The sequence below is a fragment of the Streptomyces sp. NPDC126499 genome (assembly GCF_040302485.1).
Classification (GTDB): Bacteria; Actinomycetota; Actinomycetes; order Streptomycetales; family Streptomycetaceae; genus Streptomyces.
Genome location: NZ_JBEOUO010000030.1, coordinates 69,803 through 86,516, shown reverse-complemented (window position 1 = coordinate 86,516; position 16,714 = coordinate 69,803). Strand labels below are relative to the sequence as shown.

Sequence of the window (16,714 nt, the reverse complement as noted above, 5' to 3'; positions counted from 1 at the left end):
GCCGCGCCCGCCGTCGCGTCGCCCGCCGCGCTGCGGGCCGCCGCGAGGTCGGCGGCAGGGGCGGCGGAGGTGACGGCCGCGGTGGAGGCGGCCGGGCTCCACTGCTCACCCCGACGCCCGGCGTCCATCGCCTCGTTCGCGAGCCGGTCCGCGTGCTTGTTGCGCTCGCGCGGGATCCACTCGTACCGCACCCGGCCGGCCGGGAAGACCCGGGCGGCCTCGGCGGCCAGCGGCTTCATGTCGGGGTGCTTGATCTTCCAGCGGCCGGACATCTGCTCGACGACCAGCTTGGAGTCCATGCGCACGTGGACCGTGGCGTCCGGGAACAGCTCGAAGGCCGCCCGCAGTCCGGCGATCAGCCCCTTGTACTCGGCGACGTTGTTCGTGGCCACGCCGATGTACTCGGCCCGCTCCGCGAGCGTCTCCCCCGTCGCCGGGTCGAGGACGACCGCGCCGTAACCGGCGGGTCCCGGATTGCCCCGGGAGCCGCCGTCCGCCTCGACCACGAGCTCGCGCATTACAGGCCGGACTCCGACGTGCGGACCAGGATCCGGCGGCAGTTCTCGCAGCGGAGCACCGCGTCGGCGGCGGCCGCGCGGACCTCGTTGAGCTCGGTGATGTTCAGCTCGATGTGGCAGCCCTCGCACTTGCGCTGGTACAGCCGCGCCGCGCCGACCCCGCCCTGCTGCTCGCGCAGCTTCTCGTACAGCTTCATCAGGTCCGCCGGCACGGAGCCCGCCACCAGCTCGCGCTCTTTGGCGACGGAGGCGGCGTCGGCGTCGAGCGCGGCCTCGGCGGCGTCACGGCGGGCGGTCGCGTCGTCGACCTTGGCCTGGACGGAGGAGACCCGCTCGGTCAGCTCGGCGACCCGCTCCTGCGCGGACTCGCGGCGCTCCATGACCTCGAGGACGATCTCCTCCAGGTCGCCCTGGCGCTTGGCGAGCGAGGCGATCTCGCGCTGGAGGTTCTCCAGGTCCTTCGGCGAGGAGACGGCGCCGGAGTCGAGGCGCTGCTGGTCGCGGGCGGAGCGCTGGCGCACCTGGTCCACGTCCTGCTCGGCCTTGGTCTGCTCGCGGGCGCAGTCGCTCTCCTCGGTCTGCGCGGCGACCAGCAGGTCGCGCAGCTGGGTGAGGTCCTTGGTCAGCGATTCGATCTCGTCGTGCTCGGGCAGCGACCGGCGCTTGTGCGCGATCTGCTGGAGGCGTACGTCCAGGGCCTGGACGTCGAGAAGTCGGATCTGGTCGGCGGGCGCGGCGTTCAGTTGGGGGCTCCAGAAGAGGTGTGGTGGGAGGACCAGGGGTCGGTGACCGTCTTCGAGACGTGGACGCGGAGGTCCCAGCCATGGCGGTCGGAGATCGTGTCGAGCTGGGCGGCGGCCTGCTCGCACCAGGGCCATTCGGTGGCCCAGTGCGCGGCGTCGACCAGGCCCAGCGGGCGGGACCGCGTGGCGTGCTGGGTGGCTTCGGAGACGGGGTGGTGGCGCAGGTCCGCGGTGAGGAAGGCGTCGACGCCCGCGGCGCGTACGGCGTCGAAGAGGCTGTCGCCGGAGCCGCCGCTGACGGCGACCCGGTGCAGCACCATGTCGGGGTCGCCGGCGACGCGGATGCCCTGCGCGGTGGCGGGCAGCCGCTTCGCGGCGCGCGCCGCGAACTCGGCGAGGGTCTCGGGCCGGTCCAGCTCGCAGATCCGGCCGAGGTTGTTCTCCTCGACGAGCGGTCCGGTCACGCGCAGGTCCAGGGCGCCGGCGAGGGCGTCGGAGACGCCGGGGTCGGCGGTGTCGGCGTTGGTGTGCGCCACGTGGAGGGCGATGTCGTGCTTGATCAGGGTGTGCACGACGCGGCCCTTGAAGTGGGAGGCGGCGACGGTCGTCGTCCCGCGCAGATAGAGCGGGTGGTGGGTGACGAGCAGGTCGGCGCCGAGGTCGATCGCCTCGTCGGCGATCTCCTGGACGGGGTCGACGGCGAAGAGCACGCGGCGGACCTCGGCGTCGGGGTCACCGCAGACGGTGCCGACGGCATCCCACTGCTCGGCCCGCTCGGGCGGCCAGAGGGCGTCGAGCTCGGCGATGACTTCAGACAGACGGGGCACGGAGGAAAGGCTACCTGTCCTCCGTGCCCCGCCGTCCTGACCTGTGGATAACCGGGTCCGCTGAGCTCCGGGTCCACTCAGCCCGGGTCCGGTGACCTGGGTCCGCTGAGCGCCGGTCCGCTGAGCCCAGGTCCGTCGAGCCCAGGTCCGTCGAGCTCGGACCGCTGAGCCCCGGCCCGGTGACCTCGGGCGGTCGGTCCTACTTCTTCACCAGGTCGGCGCGCAGGTCGTCGAGGACGCTGTTCGCCGCGGTGACGCCGAGGCCGAGGTACCAGGTCTCGTCCGGGACGTCCTTGGCCTGGCCGGCCTTGACCGCCTTGAGGTTCTTCCAGAGCGGGTTGGCCTGGGCGGTGTCCCGCTTGGTGGCCTTGGGGTCGCCGTAGACGCCGGTGAAGATCCAGTCGGCGTCCGCCTGGTCGATCTTCTCCGGGCTGATCTCGGCGGCCAGCTCGTTGATCTGCTGGTTCTTGGGTCGCGGCAGACCGGCGTCCTCGAGGATGGTGCCGATGAAGGAGGCCTTCGCGTAGAGGCGGATCTTGCCCGGCAGGTAGCGGACCATCGAGACGGTCGGCTTGTTGGGGCCGATGTCCGTGCCGAGCTGCTTGGCCTTGGTCTCGTACGCGGCGAGCTTCGACTTGGCGTCGGCGGTCTTGTCGAGGGCGGCGGCGTTGAGGAGGTAGTTCTCCTTCCAGGTGAAGCCCGGGCGGATGGAGAACACGGTGGGGGCGATCTTCGACAGCTCGTCGTACTTGTCGGCGGCGCGCAGCTGGCTGCCGAGGATGAGGTCGGGCTGGAGGTTGGCGATCGCCTCCAGGTTGAGGTTGTTGATGGTGCCGACGGACTTCGGGTTGCCGGCGTCCTTCTTCAGGTAGCCGGGGATGCCGTCGTCGCCCTCGGAGGGGGCGTAGCCGACGGGCTTGACGCCGAGGGAGACGACGTTGTCGAGCTCGCCGACGTCGAGGACGACGACCCGCTTGGGCGCGGCCGGGATCTCGGTCTTGCCGAGCGCGTGGGTGAGGGTGCGCGGGAACTGGCCGGGCTTGGCGTCCGTGCCCATGGCGGCGGTCTTGGCGGCGGCGTCCCCGAAGTCCTTGCCGCCGGTGGCGACGTCCTTCTTCTTTCCGCCGTCGTCCTTCTTCGGGGCGTCCGAGGAGCCGTCACCGCCTCCGCAGGCCGCGAGGGTGAGCGCGGCGGCGAGGCTGAGGGCGGCGGCAGCGGTGCCGCGGCGGCGGAGGGACATGCGGGTCTCCTGTACGCGTGCGTGGGGAGCGGGCGGATACGGCCGGACGGCACGGGCCGGCGGCACGGCGGGAGGCGCTGTGGGGCGCCACCGTTCGGGCCGGCGGATCGGCTGTTCGACGACCCGTCCGCGGACTCACAGCTTCCACTTAGGGTCGCCTTACCTTAGCCACCCCTGGTCACACGAGCACAACCCGCCCCCTCCGCTCAGCCGAATCGGCGCACCGCCACCCTTTGGGGTGAAGTGGGGTGGCTCGTGTTGTTCGGCTGGAAGTGCGAAAACTAGCTTCGTGGCCGGAGGTGACGAGTCGATGACAGCCTGTGCCATCGAGACCGCCGCTGAAGGTGGGGACGCGGTCTGGCCCACGGGGTTCACGATCACGGCGAACGGCGCCTACGCGGCGCGGCTCGCCGGATCGGGGGACGCGCTGTACGTGGAGCGGTGGACGCTGGACGGCCCCGAGCCGTACGCCGTACCGCTCCCCCTCGCGCAGCCCGAGGACCCCGGCGCGCTGCTGCTGCCGCTCGCGGACGGACGGGTGCTGATCGGCCGCCGGGTGGACGGACGCCGGTACACGTTCTCGCTGCTCTACCCGACCGGCCCGGAGACCGGCGAACTGGCCCTCGGCGCCGTCGAGGCGCCCCCCTCGGGCGAGCTGGTGCTCCTGCCCCCGTCGCCGGACGGCATCTGCGCGTACGCGATGGGTGTCGGCGAGGACACCACCACGCTGTGGCTGGTGGCCGGCGGGGCCTTCGGGCCCGAGCAGGTGGCCGAGGTGAAGGGCTGGTGCTCGGGCGGGGTCTGGCTGGACCGCACGGGGCGGATGCTGGCCCTGGACCGGCGCCTGGGCGACGGCCCGGTGAAGGCGGTGGCGATCGACCTGGAGCGCGGCGGGGAGGTCACGCCCCTGCTCCAGATCACGGAGCAGAGCCATGACCGGCTGCTGCTCGCGGACCCGGACAGCGGACTGCTGCTCATCCGCTCCGACGCGCCGTCCCCGGGCCATGACCGGCTCGGCTGGGGGGTGCTCGGGAGCCTGCTGCCGGTGCGGTTCCCGGAGTGTCTGCGGCTCGACGACGCGGCGGTGACGCCGTTCGCGGTGCAGCCGGGGCAGGTGCTCATGCCGGAGAGCTGCGGTGTGGCGCTGCGGATCGACGCGGCGGCGGGCAGCTGGGTGGGGATGTGGCGGCCGTCCTCGCGCCGCATGCACCAACTGGCCGCGCCGCTGGGCTGGCTGGCCGGATCCGGCCTGTGGACGGCCGACGGCGTGCTGAGGCTGCCGTACGCGACACCCGGGACGCCCTGCGGGCTCGCCACCCTGGAGGAGCCAGCCGAACTCCCCCTAACGGAGCCGGAACGGGACTCGGACCGGGCGCCGGGGCGGGTGCCGGACCGGGAGTCGGGGCCGGTAGCCGAGGGGCCCCGGGTGTGCCGCCCGGTGCCCTTGCAGCAGGCTCCTCTGACCGACCGCAAACCCGCTGGTTAGACTCCGGGCCGCACAGCAAGAGCGATTTCTACGGGGTGAGTTCCACCATGAGCAACACGGAGGCACAGGAGTCGAGCGGCTCCGGCAAGCACCGGGGCCCGGCCGCACGGGCGGAGGACTCCACGTCCTCGCCGCACGGCCGCCACCGTCGCGAGTCCGACTCCCAGTGAGCGGCGAACGGCCCCCGGGGAAACCCGGGGGCCGTTCGTTTCCCCGGGGCCGTTCGCTTCCCCACGGACCGTTCGTTCAGCCCTTCCTCAAGGCGAGGACTTCCGCCGCCGCGAAGGTCTCCCCCGCCGGGCGGGCCGCGTAGTACGGGGTGAGCAGACCGTCCAGTTCCCCGTACGTGAAGACGTCCTTGGCCGTGTCGAACGTGGCGGCCACCTTGGGGCGGTCCACGATCGCCACCATGCCGCCGTGGACGACGAGCAGCTGCCCGTTGACCCCGGCCGCCGCCGGGGAGGCGAGGTAGCCGACGAGCGGCGCCACGTGCTCGGGCGACAGCGGGTCGAGCTCGTCCGGTGACGTCGGCTCGGCGAAGCCGGCGAACACGTCCTCGGTCATCCGGGTCCGGGCGCGCGGACAGATGGCGTTGACGGTGACCCCGTACTTGGCGAGGGCGAGCGCCGTGGAGGTGGTGAGACCGACGATCCCGCCCTTGGCCGCCGCGTAGTTGGGCTGTCCCGCCGAACCCGCGAGGAAGGCCTCGGAGGAGGTGTTGACGATCCGGCCGTAGACACCGCTCTCCCCCGCCTTGGCCCGGCCGCGCCAGTGCGCGGCGGCGAAGCGGGTGGTGTTGAAGTGGCCCTTGAGGTGGACCCGGATCACCGAGTCCCACTCGTCCTCGCTCATGGAGAAGACCATCCGGTCGCGCAGGATGCCCGCGTTGTTGACCAGGACGTCCAGTTTGCCGAACTCGCTCACGGCCAGCTCGACGAGACCGCGCGCGGTCTCAAAGTCGGCGACGTCGCCGAGGTGGGCCACGGCCCGGCCGCCGGCCGCGCGGATCTCCGCCACGACCTCCTCGGCGGGGGCGGCGGAGGCCTCGCCGGAGCCGTCCCGGCCCGGCTGCCCGTAGTCGTTGACGACGACGGCGGCACCGAGCCGGGCCAGCTCGACCGCCTCGGCCCGGCCGAGTCCGCGCCCGGCACCGGTGACGATCGCGCTCAGCCCCTCAAGAGGGAGTGACATGGGTCGGTCCTCTCAGAGTTCGACGGGATATTGGATCCAGTCCGGGAGATCGGATCCTGGATATGGGATCCAGTCCGGGAGATCGGATCCTGGATATGGGATCCAGCCTCAGATCTCGATGCAGGTGCGCAGCGCCACACCCGTCCGCATCTGCTCCAGCGCCTCGTTGATGCCCGCGAGCGGGACCCGGTGGGTGATCAGGGACGCGAGGTCGATGCGGCCGGCCCGCCAGAGCGCGATGGCCCGTTCGTACGAGCGGAGCACGTCCCCGCCCCCGTACATCGACGGCAGGATCCGCTTCTCGTCGAAGAACAGCTCGAACATGTTGAGCTGGAGGAAGTCGTCGAGGGCGCCGGCGCCGACGACGCAGAGGGTGCCGCCGCGCCGGGTGGTCTCGTAGGCGGTCCGCGCGGTGGTGGACCTGCCGACGACCTCGAAGACGTAGTCGAAGCCCTCGCCGCCGGTGACGCGCTGCTTGGCGTCGGCGAGCGCGTCGGGGGCGACGGCCTCGGTGGCGCCGAAGCGGAGGGCGGCCTCGCGCCGGGACTCGACGGGGTCGACGGCGACGATCTGGGCGGCGCCCTGGAGCTTGGCTCCCTGGATCGCGGAGATGCCGACGCCGCCGCAGCCGATGACGGCGACGGACGAACCGGCCTCCACCTTCGCGGTGTTGATGGCCGCACCGAGACCGGTCGTCACGCCGCAGCCGATGAGCGCGGCGATGTCGAAGGATACGTCGTCGGGGATGGGGACCGCGCAGCCGGCGTCGACGACGACCTCCTCGGCGAAGGTGCCGGTGCCGGCGAAGCCGAAGACGTCGCCGCCGGGGCGCTTGAAGTTGGGGGTGCCGGCGTTCATGAAGCCGGCCAGGCAGAGCTGGGTCTGGCCGCGTTTGCAGGCGGGGCAGCCGCCGCACGCCGGCAGCCAGCACAGCAGCACCCGCTGTCCGGCGCTCAGTCCGGTGACGCCGTCGCCCACGTCGACGATCTCGCCGGCGCCCTCGTGCCCGGGGACGAAGGGCGCGGGCTGCGGGAGCACGCCGCTCATGGCGGAAAGGTCGGAGTGGCACAGGCCGGTGGCCCGGACCCGGATCCTGACCTTGCCGGGGCCGAAGCCCACCGCCTCGACGTCGTCGAGGACTTCGAGCTTGTCCTGGCCGATCTCGTGCAGTACGGCTGCGCGCATGCTGCGGCTCCCCTCGGGGGTTTTCCGGGGTTGTCAGAGGTTTTCCGGGGTTGTCAGAGGTTATCGGGGGCTTTCTGGGACTCTCAGGGGTGGTCAGGAGTGGTCAGGAGTGTTCGACGACGGTGTCGGCGAGGACGGGGGCGTCGTCCCGTTCGACGGCGGTGACCGTCACCTGCGTACGGCCCTCGGCAGCCCACATCCGCATCCGCAGGGTCTCGCCCGGGAAGACGATCCCGGCGAAGCGGGTGCGGTACGAGCGGACGCGGGTGACGTCGCCGTCGAGGAGGGTGTCGACGACCGCCTTGAGGGTCATGCCGTACGAGCAGAGGCCGTGCAGGATGGGCCGGTCGAAGCCCGCGAGCTTGGCGAACTCGGGGTCGGCGTGGAGCGGGTTCCAGTCGCCGGAGAGCCGGTAGAGCAGGGCCTGGTCCTCGCGGACGGGCCGCTCGACGGTGGCGTCGGGCTCGCGGGCGGGCGGTTCGAGGCGCTCCGAGGGCCCGCGGTCGCCGCCCCAGCCGCCCTCCCCGCGCACGAAGATCTGGGCGTCGCTGGTCCACAGCGGCCCGTCGGCGTCGGCGGCCTCGGAGCGGAGCACGAGGACGGCGGCCTTGCCCTTGTCGTAGACCGCGGCGACGCGGGAGGTCGAGACGGCCTTGCCGGCGACGGGCAGCGGGCGGTGCAGGGTGATCGACTGGCCACCGTGCAGGACGGCGGCGAGGTCGATGTCGATGCCGGGAGCGGAGAGTCCGCCGACGACGCCCATGCCCCCGCCCGCGACGGTGGCGAAGCTGGGCAGGACGCTGAGCCGGGATTCGAGGGTGTAGCGCAGCTCGTCGGGGTCGGTCGCGGGGATGCCGGCGCCGAGGCCGAGGTGGTAGAGCTGGACGTCCTTGTGGTCCCAGGCGATCTCGGCGCTGCGGGGTTCGGCGGCGACGGCCTTGGCGGCGTCAATGGGCATCGCGTTGCGGCTCCTTGTGGCAGGTGAAGACCTCGGCGCGGCCGTCCGCACCGTCGACCGCGCCGAGGCCGTGCGGGACCGAACGAACTTAGAACGCGTTCCAGTTCGGTGGTCCCATGTATAGCGGAGGGCCTGTGGGTTGGGAAGCATCCTGACGGCACGTCAGATCACTGATCGCGGGCCGTCCTTGACCTCAAGTCCGGTTGAGTTCCTACGGTCGTACGTATCGCAGCAACCGTTCCACGCACCGTTCCGCACACCGACGGAGGATCCGGCCATGCAGTACTCGCACGACGACGCCGAACTGATCAGGCAGCCGATCGGTTACTGGAGCTGGGCCGCCTACGACGCCGTCGTCTCGCGCACCCGCGCCGCCCTCGCCGGGATCGGCACGACGCAGCCCCAGTGGTGGGTCCTCGCCCAGGTCGCCCGCGCCGAGTCCCCCAGGACCCGCGAGGAGGTCACCCGCGTGCTGAGCGGCTACCTCCGCACGGGCGCGACCACCATGGAGGAGGAGATCGACACCACGGTCGCCCGGGGCTGGATCACCGAGGACGGCGCAGGCCGCCTGAGCCTCACGCCGGAGGGCCGGGCCTTCTTCGAGAAGGCGGCGGCCCTCCAGGACGAGCTGTGGGCCGAGCGGCACGCGGGCATCTCCGACGAGGAGTATCTGACCACGCTCAAGGTCCTGCAGCGCTTCATCCACAACACGGGCGGCCGGGCCTGGCACCACTAAGGCACGCGGACACCCGGCTCAGGCGGTCGGCGGGGCCGGGGACCAGACCCCGAACCACTGCTCGGCGCCGTACTCCTCGAATCGCTCCGCCTCGGTGAATCCCAGCTTCTCGGCGAGGCGCATCGCGCGGGCGTTGGCGGTCCGGGTGGAGAGGACCACCGGCTCGCCGGGGAAGGTGGCGGCGAACCAGTCGAGTGCCGCCGCGCACGCCTCGGCGGCGTAACCGCGTCCCCAGGCGTGCGGCAGGAGCAGGTAGCCGAGCTCGGCCTCCCCGCCCTCCGGGCGGACGTGGCCGGGGCGCTCCGGGGCGCGCGGGTCGAGCGTGATCATGCCGATCATCGCCCCCTCGGCCTCGATGACGAACAGGCCGGGCCGCCGGCCGGGCACCTCGGGCATCGCCCGGTCGAGCTCGTCGCGCGGCCGGGCGCCACCGATGTACGTGCCGACCTCCGGCGACGCGAACAGCTCGACGAAGGCGGCCCGGTCGCGGGCCTCCGACTCGCGCAGCACGAGCCGTTCGGTCGTGATCGGGGCGGGCGGCCAGGCGTCGGGTCCGAGTGCGGTCATGGCGGGCAACCTATCGCACGCCCGCGCGAGTGGCCGGACGCCCTGGACCGCCGTCCCGGCGCGCCCCAACGGCCCGCCGGATCTACGCTGTTCCTCGTGAACGAGATGCCGCGGGACCACCGTCCGCTCCGGCGCACCAGAGTCCTGCTCGCCGAGGATCCGGGCATGCGGCGCGGCGGGCTCGCGCTGCTGCTCCGGATGGAGCCGGACATGGAGGTCGTCGCGCAGGTGGGGCGCGGGGACGAGGTCGTGGACGCGGCGCTGACGGCGCGGCCGGAGGTGGCGCTCCTGGACGTCGAGCTGCCGGGGCGCTCGGGGTTCGAGGCGGCGGCGGACCTGCGGGACGAGGTCCCGGACTGCCGGGTCCTCGTCCTCGCGACCTTCGGCGGCCCGGACCGGCTGCGCCGGGCACTGGAGGCCGGGGCGGCGGGCTTCCTGGTCAAGGACGGGCCGGTCGAGGAGCTGGCCGAGGCGATCCGCCGGGCCCTGCGCGGCGAGACGGTCGTCGACCCGGCCCTCGCGACCGGCGCCGCCCGGAAGGCGGGCAACGGGACCGGAAGCAGCGCCCGTGACGGTATCGGCGGGAGCGGAGGTATCGGCGGCAACGCCGCACGTGCCCGCCCGCCGGTGCCCTAGGCGGCGGCGCTACGGCGCACGGCCGGCCACGGGCGGCATTGTCACCCCTTCGGCTTCGCCTCCGGCTTTGGCTTCGACTTCGGCTTCGGCAGCCACACCGCCATCACCACCGCCGTCCCCACGAGCACGCACGCCGCCAGCCGGAACGCCGCCGCGTAGCCCGAGGTCAGGGCCTCCGGGGTGGTGGCGCCCGCGGTCACCGAGGCGGCGACGGTGGAGAGGGTGGCGAGGCCGAGGGCGCCGCCCATGGTGCGGGAGGTGTTGATGAGGCCGGAGGCGAGGCCGGCCTCGGAGGTGGGGGCGCCGGTGGTGGCGAGGATGGCGAGGGGGGTGGAGGCGACGCCGATGCCGAACATCATGAGGATGCCGGGGCCCAGGATCGTGGTCAGGAAGCCGCCGTCGGCGGTCATCGTGGACTGCCAGGCGAAGCCGGTCGCCGCGACGAGGGCGCCGAGGACGGCGGAGGTGCGGGGGCCGATGAGCGGCATCAGGCGCGGGGCCAGTTTGGAGCCGGCGATGACGGCGGCCGAGCTCGGCACGAGCGCGAGGCCGGCCTGGAGCGGCGGGTAGCCGAGCACGTTCTGGGCGTAGAGCGTCATGAAGAACCACATGCCGAACGAGGACGAGCCGCACAGGAACATCGTCACGTTGGCGGCCGACACCGCCCGCGTACGGAAGATCCGCAGCGGCATCAGCGGTTCCGCCGCCCGCCGTTCGACGAGCACGAAGACGAGGAGCAGCAGCGCACCCGCCGCCAGGGGCAGCACGGTGGCGGCCGACGCCCAGCCCGACTGTTCCGTCTGCACGATGCCGTACGCGAGGGTCGCCAGGCCCGCCGTGACGAGGACGGCGCCCGGCAGGTCCAGGCGCCGCCCGCCGCCCGCGCGGCTCTCGCCGAGCCAGCAGAAGGCGCCGAGCAGGACGAGGGCGCCGACGGGCACGTTGATGAGCAGGACCCAGCGCCAGGAGAGCAGGTCGACGAGGACGCCGCCGACGAAACCGCCCGCCGCGCCGCCGGCCGCCCCGACGGCGGTCCAGGTGCCGACGGCCCGGGTGCGGGCCGGCCCGGCGGGGACGGCGGCGGTCACGAGGGTCAGCGTGGACGGCGAGAGGACGGCCGCGCCGAGGCCCTGCACGGCGCGGGCGGCGAGCAACTGCCAGCCCTCGGTGGCGAGCCCGCCCGCCACCGAAGCCAGCGTGAAGAGCGCGAGTCCCGCCATGAACATGCGCTTGCGGCCGAACAGGTCCGCCGCCCGCCCGCCGAGCAGCATGAAGCCGGCGAACGCGATCGAGTACACGCTCACCACCCACTGGAGGCCCGGCGCGGTGAGCCCGAGGGCCGTCCGCATCGACGGCAGCGCCACGTTGACGACGGACACGTCGAGGACGACGAGGAACTGGCCCGCGCAGGCGACGAGGACCACCAGCCAGAGGCGGGCGGGCGGGGATATGGAGGGGTCGGTGGCGGAGTCCTTCGCGGTGCGTGTCTGCGGCATGCGGGTCATGGTCGCAGAACGGGCCCGCCCCGTACATCGGCCGCACGCCCTACGACCGCGCCCGGGACAGGCCCGGGACCCGGACAGCCCCCGGGCCCGGGGGCCGGGCCCGGGGGGCCGGGCCCGGGGACCGACCGGCCCCCGCCCTCCGGCCCCAGCCCGGGACGCGATCCGCCCCTTGACCACCCCAGCCCGGGACGTCATCCGCCCCTTGACCACCCCAGGCCGGGACGCCGTCCGCCCCTTGACCACCCCCCGCCCGGCACCGCCGGCCCCTACACCCCGCCCCGCAGCATCGTCACCACCGCCGCGCCGCCGAGCCCGATGTTGTGCGCGAGGCCCACCCGCGCGCCCGCCACCTGGCGTCCGCCCGCCTCGCCCCGTAGCTGCCACACCAGTTCGGCGGCCTGCGCGAGACCCGTGGCGCCCAGCGGATGTCCCTTGGAGATGAGGCCGCCCGAGGGGTTCACGACCCACCGTCCGCCGTACGTCGTCGCGCCCGACTCGACGAGCTTGCCGGAGGCGCCCTCCTCGCACATGCCGAGGGCCTCGTAGGTCAGCAGCTCGTTGACGGAGAAGCAGTCGTGCAGCTCGACCACGTCCACGTCCTCGATGCCGAGCCCGGACGCCTCGTACACCTGCCGGGCCGCCGCCCGGGACATGGGGCGGCCGACGACGTCGATGCAGGAGCCGGACGCGAAGGACTCCTCGGTGTCCGTCGTCATCGCCTGCGCCACGATCTCCACCGCCCGGCCCGCGAGCCCGTGTTCGCTCACGAACCGCCCGGAGACGACGACCGCCGCCGCCGCGCCGTCCGAGGTCGGCGAGCACTGGAGTCTGGTCAGCGGCCGGTGGACGGTCCTGGCGGCGAGGATCTCCTCGGCCGTGTGGACGTCCTGGAACTGGGCGCGGGGGTTGCGGGACGAGTGCCGGTGGTTCTTGGCGGCGACGGCCGCGAGCTGCGCCTCGGTCGTCCCGTAGCGGTCCATGTGCTCGCGGGCCGCGTTGCCGAAGATCTGGGCGGTGGGCGGGGACGTCGCGAAGCCGTGCCCGGCGGCCATGATCCCGTAGTGCCGGGCGACCGGGGACGTGGCGAAGTCCCCGGCTCCGGCTCCACCGCCCAGCGCGCCCCGCGCCATCTTCTCGAAGCCGAGCGCGAGGACGCAGTCCGCGATCCCGCCCTCCACGAACTGACGCGCCATCATCAGCGCGGTCGACCCCGTCGCACAGTTGTTGTGGACGTTGTACACGGGTACGCCGGTCAGGCCGAGTTCGTACGCGGCGCGCTGCCCGGCCGTGGAGGGCTGGAAGCAGTAGCCGACGGGCACCTGCTCGACGCGCTCGTACGGGATGCCCGCGTCGGCCAGGGCGGCGGTGCCGGCCTCCTTCGCCATGTCCCAGTACTGCCAGTCGCGGGTCTCCGGCTTCTCGAACTTCGTCATGCCCACACCGACGATGTACGCCTTGCCCATCTCCTGGGCCCCCTCAGTCTCTCGGCAGGCCGAGCAGCCGCTCGGCGACGACATTGAGCTGTACCTGCGTGGTCCCGCCCGCGATGGTCAGGCAGCGCGACATCAGCAGCCCGTGCACGGCCCGCTCCCCCGCGCCCTCCGCCACCGCGCCCGCCGGGCCGAGGAGTTCGAGGGCGAGTTCGGCGACCTTCTGCTGGTGGACGGTCTGGACGAGCTTGCGGACGCTCGCGCCCGGGCCGGGTTCGAGGCCGGAGACCTGGCGCAGGGTGGTGCGCAGGCCGATGCAGGCCAGGGCGTGGGCCTCGGCGACGAGGGCGCCGACCCGGGCCCGTACGTGACCGTCGGCACCGCTCGCCGCCGTGATGAGCGCTTCGAGTCCGGTGTCGAAGGCGACCTGGTCGGCCATGTGGACGCGTTCGTTGCCGAGGGTGTGGCGGGCGACCCGCCAGCCGTCGTTCACCTCGCCGACGACGGCGTCGGCGGGGAGGACGGCGTCGTCGAACCACACCTCGTTGAAGAGCGACTCACCGGTGATCTCCTTCAGCGGGCGGATGTCGATGCCGGGGGTGCCGCGCATGTCGACGAGGAAGTAGGTGAGGCCGCGGTGCCGGGGCGCGTCCGGGTCGGTGCGGGCGAGGAGGATGCCGTGGTCGGCCTGCCGGGCGGCGCTCGTCCAGACCTTCTGCCCGTTGATCCGCCAGCCGGTGCCGTCCGCCGTCCGCTCGGCGCGCGTACGGAGGGAGGCGAGGTCGGATCCGGCCTCGGGCTCGGAGAAGAGCTGGCACCACCGCTGTTCCCCGCGCAGGGTGGGGCCGAGGTGGCGTTCCCGCTGCTCCGGCGTGCCGTAGGCGATGAGGGAGGGGATCACCCAGGTGGCGACGGACAGCGGGCTGAGGGTGATGCCGGCCGCCTCCATCTCCCTGTGCACGGCGAGCTGCTGTACGGGCCCGGCGCCGAGTCCGTACGGCTCCGGGAGGTGCGGGGCCGCGTAGCCGGTGTCGGCGAGGGCCCGGCGCGCGGCGCGCGGGTCGAGTCCGGCGGCGGGTGCGAGGGCGGCGCGGGCGGCCGTACGGAACTCCTCGGCCTCCTCGGGGAGTTCGACGCGCAGGGCGCGCCGGGTGCCGGCGGCGGCGTGGCGTAGGGCGGTGAGGCGGTGGGTGTCGCCGGGGCCGAGGAGCTGGCGGGCGACGAGGGCGCGGCGCAGGTGGAGGTGGGCGTCGTGCTCCCAGGTGAAGCCGATGCCGCCGAGGATCTGGACGCAGTCCTTGGCGACGGTGTACGCGGTGTCGAGCGCGGTGGCGGCGGCGAGGGCGGCGGTCAGGGACCGTACGGCGGGGTCGGTCTCGCGTGCGGCGCCGGCGGCGTCCCAGGTGAGCGCGCGGGCCTGTTCGAGGCGGACGAGCATGTCGGCGCAGAGGTGTTTGACGCCCTGGAACCGCCCGATGGGCCGGCCGAACTGGACGCGGGTGCGGGCGTGTTCGGTGGCGAGGTCGAGGGCGCGGGCGGCGGTGCCGCAGGCGTCGGCGGCGAAGAGGACGGCGGCGAGGTCACGGACGAGGGCGGAGTCGAGGGCGAGGACGCGGCTCGCGGGCACGTGGACGCGGTCGGCGGTCACCTCGGCGGTCGGCCGGATGGGGTCGGCGCCGGCGTGCGGGCGTACGGCGAGGGTGTCGGCGTCGACGGCAAGCCACACGATCCCGTCGGTGGTGGTGGCGGTGGCGCCGGTGGTGCCGTCGGTGCCGGTGGAGCCGGTGGAGCCGTCGGTGCTGGTGGCGCCGTCGGCGCCCGTGGCGCCGATAGTCCCGCCTGTGGTCCCGGTGGCGCCGGTGGCGCCGTCGGTGCCGGTGGTGCCGATAGTCCCGCCTGTGGTCCCGGTGGCGCCGTCGGCGACTGCGGTGCCGATAGTCCCGCCGGTGGTGCCGTCGGCGCCCGTGATCCCGTCAGTGCCGTCAGTACCATCGGTGGCGGCGAGGACGAGCAGGTCGGCGGCGGCCCCGCCGAGGATGGGCGGGGCGATGCCGTCGAGCACGTATCCGTCGCCCGTGCGCACGGCGGTCATCGCCCCCGCGCCCAGGGCCACGGCCCCGATCCGTGCCCCTCCCGCGAGCGCGGCGGCCTCCGGTCCGCGCCCGGCGCGGTGCAGCAGCTCGGCGGCGAGGACGGCGGGCAGATACGGCCCGGGCAGCAGGGCCCGTGCCGTCTCCTCCAGGACGACGGCGAGATCGACGAGGTCGCCGCCCCCGCCCCCGTACTCCTCGGGGAGGTGGATGCCGGTGAGCCCCTGCGCGACGGCGCCGTCCCAGTGGGCGGGCCGGACGGCGGCGAGGCCGGGGACGTCGAGGTGCTTGCGGACGTCCTCGCGCGGTACGGCGCGGGTGAGCCAGCCGCGGACGGATCGGGCGAGCTCCCGCTGTTCGTGCGTGATGGCGATGCCCATGACACGGCAGAGTAGAACACGTTTCAATCTGACGGAAGGTCAGATACGGTACGGTCCCGTTCGCCGATCCGCCCCACCCCGAGACGGGCGCGATCATGCTCGCGTCAGCACCGTCATAATCAGCGCCATGTTCCGTATCGCACGCACACTCGCCATGGCCTTCCTGGTGGCCGTCGCGGCCACCGCCGCGACCGTCCTGCCGGCCCAGGCCAACGCCCAGGAGCTGCCGGGCGGGAAGGCGAACTACGTCGTCTCCCTCGGTCACCTCAAGGACGCCGCCCGCAACAACTGGGTGCGCCTCGGCACGTACGAGTTCGACGCCGCGGCCGGCACGGTCGCGGCCCGCATGTACGTCTGGTCCCACACCGATCCCAAGGCCCGCGTCGGCACCGGCACCGTGCCCGACAGCAGTTGTTCGTCGAACGACCTGAAGAGCACCACCCACGTCCTCGCCTGCGAGATCAAGACCGCCGGCGGCTTCACCGGCGCCCCCACCGAGCTGCGCACCGGCGTCTACGAGCTGCGCACGGTGACGATCGACGGGGTGGCCACGCCCATCGTGTGGATCTCCTGGAACCACGCCACCGCGTGGACCGAGCAGTGGAAGATCGAGACCGGCACGAACCTGGCCCGCCTGTCCTTCCTCTACAACACCAAGGCCACCACCGGTTACGCCTACGGCTCCAACGCGGCCCTGACCACCCGCCGCGCGATGTCCTCCGTGCAGGCCCACCCGGCCGAGATCAAGCTCCAGGGCACGTCCTGGGCCAAGGACGTGACCCAGCCCATCGGCGGCACCTTCGGGCACACCCGGTTCCGCACCTGTGACACCACCACGTGGTGCCTGACGTACCTCCAGCCGAGCTCGTCGGCCGCCTGCCAGAAGGAGGGCGGCTGCCCCAACTACGGGGGTGGCACCACCGCGAACATCTCCTCCATCCAGTACTACATCCAGAAGCTCTCCAACACCGACCGCCGCGACACCATGTGGCACTGGTGCAGCTGCCTGGCCCTGGAGCGGGGCGAGACCTGCTACACCGGCAACTCGCACGTGAAGCCGATGTACCAGGTCATCGACGACACCGGCACCTTCCGCGGCTGGGTCGGCGTCGAGGCGTCCTACTGGCCCAACGGGGGCGAGGACCCGCGCAAGAACGACATGTTCGCGGTCTACCGCCTGACCGACGCGCTCTAGGGCAGCACGTGCCCCCCTCCACGGAGG

The 16,714-nt window shown here is 73.2% G+C and carries 15 protein-coding genes and 1 pseudogene; 5 read left to right on the top strand and 11 right to left on the bottom strand.

Annotation, left to right across the window (positions count from 1 at the left end; genetic code table 11):
- The 4 genes from ABTZ91_RS31130 to ABTZ91_RS31115 form a co-directional block, all read right to left on the bottom strand.
- On the bottom strand, positions 1-518 hold a 518-nt coding region (locus ABTZ91_RS31130), incomplete at its 3' end, for a reverse transcriptase-like protein (RefSeq protein WP_352080572.1).
- A complete protein-coding gene (locus ABTZ91_RS31125; RefSeq protein ID WP_352080575.1) occupies positions 518-1,261 on the bottom strand; it encodes a C4-type zinc ribbon domain-containing protein in 744 nt (247 codons plus the stop codon). The genes ABTZ91_RS31125 and ABTZ91_RS31130, both read right to left, overlap by 1 nt.
- Positions 1,258-2,088: a Nif3-like dinuclear metal center hexameric protein gene (locus tag ABTZ91_RS31120; RefSeq protein ID WP_352080571.1), complete on the bottom strand. Its 831-nt coding sequence runs from the start codon at positions 2,086-2,088 to the stop codon at positions 1,258-1,260. The genes ABTZ91_RS31125 and ABTZ91_RS31120 overlap by 4 nt, the downstream gene beginning before the upstream one ends.
- Before the next feature lie 199 nt (positions 2,089-2,287).
- Positions 2,288-3,328, bottom strand: a complete 1,041-nt coding sequence (locus ABTZ91_RS31115) for an iron-siderophore ABC transporter substrate-binding protein (RefSeq protein WP_352080570.1) — start codon at positions 3,326-3,328, stop codon at positions 2,288-2,290.
- A gap of 310 nt (positions 3,329-3,638) precedes the next feature.
- Between ABTZ91_RS31115 and ABTZ91_RS31110 the strand changes: the two genes are divergently transcribed.
- Together ABTZ91_RS31110 and ABTZ91_RS31105 are read left to right on the top strand one after the other, a co-directional pair.
- A complete protein-coding gene (locus tag ABTZ91_RS31110) occupies positions 3,639-4,814 on the top strand; it encodes a hypothetical protein (RefSeq protein ID WP_352080569.1) in 1,176 nt (391 codons plus the stop codon).
- A 47-nt stretch (positions 4,815-4,861) separates the two neighbouring features.
- The gene (locus tag ABTZ91_RS31105; RefSeq protein ID WP_352080568.1) at positions 4,862-4,984 is read left to right on the top strand and encodes a hypothetical protein; all 123 of its coding nucleotides are present in this window, start codon (positions 4,862-4,864) and stop codon (positions 4,982-4,984) included.
- A 76-nt stretch (positions 4,985-5,060) separates the two neighbouring features.
- Here the strand turns inward: ABTZ91_RS31105 and ABTZ91_RS31100 are convergent, their stop codons facing one another.
- From ABTZ91_RS31100 to ABTZ91_RS31090, 3 genes are all read right to left on the bottom strand, one after another.
- Positions 5,061-6,005, bottom strand: coding sequence for a 3-oxoacyl-ACP reductase (locus tag ABTZ91_RS31100; protein WP_352080567.1), 945 nt, complete (start codon positions 6,003-6,005; stop codon positions 5,061-5,063).
- A 108-nt stretch (positions 6,006-6,113) separates the two neighbouring features.
- On the bottom strand, positions 6,114-7,190 hold the full coding sequence (locus ABTZ91_RS31095) for a Zn-dependent alcohol dehydrogenase (protein WP_352080566.1): 1,077 nt from the start codon (positions 7,188-7,190) through the stop codon (positions 6,114-6,116).
- A gap of 103 nt (positions 7,191-7,293) precedes the next feature.
- Positions 7,294-8,148, bottom strand: a complete 855-nt coding sequence (locus ABTZ91_RS31090; RefSeq protein ID WP_352080565.1) for a MaoC/PaaZ C-terminal domain-containing protein — start codon at positions 8,146-8,148, stop codon at positions 7,294-7,296.
- Positions 8,149-8,425: 277 nt separating this feature from the next.
- Here ABTZ91_RS31090 and ABTZ91_RS31085 point away from each other — a divergent pair, with 277 nt between their 5' ends.
- Entirely contained in the window at positions 8,426-8,884 is a 459-nt protein-coding gene (locus tag ABTZ91_RS31085) for a MarR family winged helix-turn-helix transcriptional regulator (protein ID WP_352080564.1), read from the top strand.
- Positions 8,885-8,902: 18 nt separating this feature from the next.
- Here the strand turns inward: ABTZ91_RS31085 and ABTZ91_RS31080 are convergent, their stop codons facing one another.
- On the bottom strand, positions 8,903-9,451 hold the full coding sequence (locus tag ABTZ91_RS31080) for a GNAT family N-acetyltransferase (protein ID WP_352080563.1): 549 nt from the start codon (positions 9,449-9,451) through the stop codon (positions 8,903-8,905).
- A gap of 105 nt (positions 9,452-9,556) precedes the next feature.
- Between ABTZ91_RS31080 and ABTZ91_RS31075 the strand changes: the two are divergent.
- A pseudogene (locus tag ABTZ91_RS31075) lies at positions 9,557-10,030 on the top strand (response regulator); the annotation flags it as partial.
- Positions 10,031-10,128: 98 nt separating this feature from the next.
- Here the strand turns inward: ABTZ91_RS31075 and ABTZ91_RS31070 are convergent.
- The 3 genes from ABTZ91_RS31070 to ABTZ91_RS31060 form a co-directional block, all read right to left on the bottom strand.
- A complete protein-coding gene (locus ABTZ91_RS31070) occupies positions 10,129-11,592 on the bottom strand; it encodes an MFS transporter (RefSeq protein WP_352080562.1) in 1,464 nt (487 codons plus the stop codon).
- Between the two features lie 266 nt (positions 11,593-11,858).
- Positions 11,859-13,055, bottom strand: coding sequence for a lipid-transfer protein (locus ABTZ91_RS31065; RefSeq protein WP_352080561.1), 1,197 nt, complete (start codon positions 13,053-13,055; stop codon positions 11,859-11,861).
- Between the two features lie 13 nt (positions 13,056-13,068).
- Positions 13,069-15,492 (bottom strand): acyl-CoA dehydrogenase family protein, encoded by a 2,424-nt coding sequence (locus ABTZ91_RS31060; protein WP_352080560.1) that lies wholly within the window; start codon positions 15,490-15,492, stop codon positions 13,069-13,071.
- A gap of 127 nt (positions 15,493-15,619) precedes the next feature.
- Between ABTZ91_RS31060 and ABTZ91_RS31055 the strand changes: the two genes are divergently transcribed.
- Positions 15,620-16,687: a hypothetical protein gene (locus ABTZ91_RS31055; RefSeq protein ID WP_352080559.1), complete on the top strand. Its 1,068-nt coding sequence runs from the start codon at positions 15,620-15,622 to the stop codon at positions 16,685-16,687.
- The last annotated feature ends 27 nt before the right edge of the window (positions 16,688-16,714 follow it).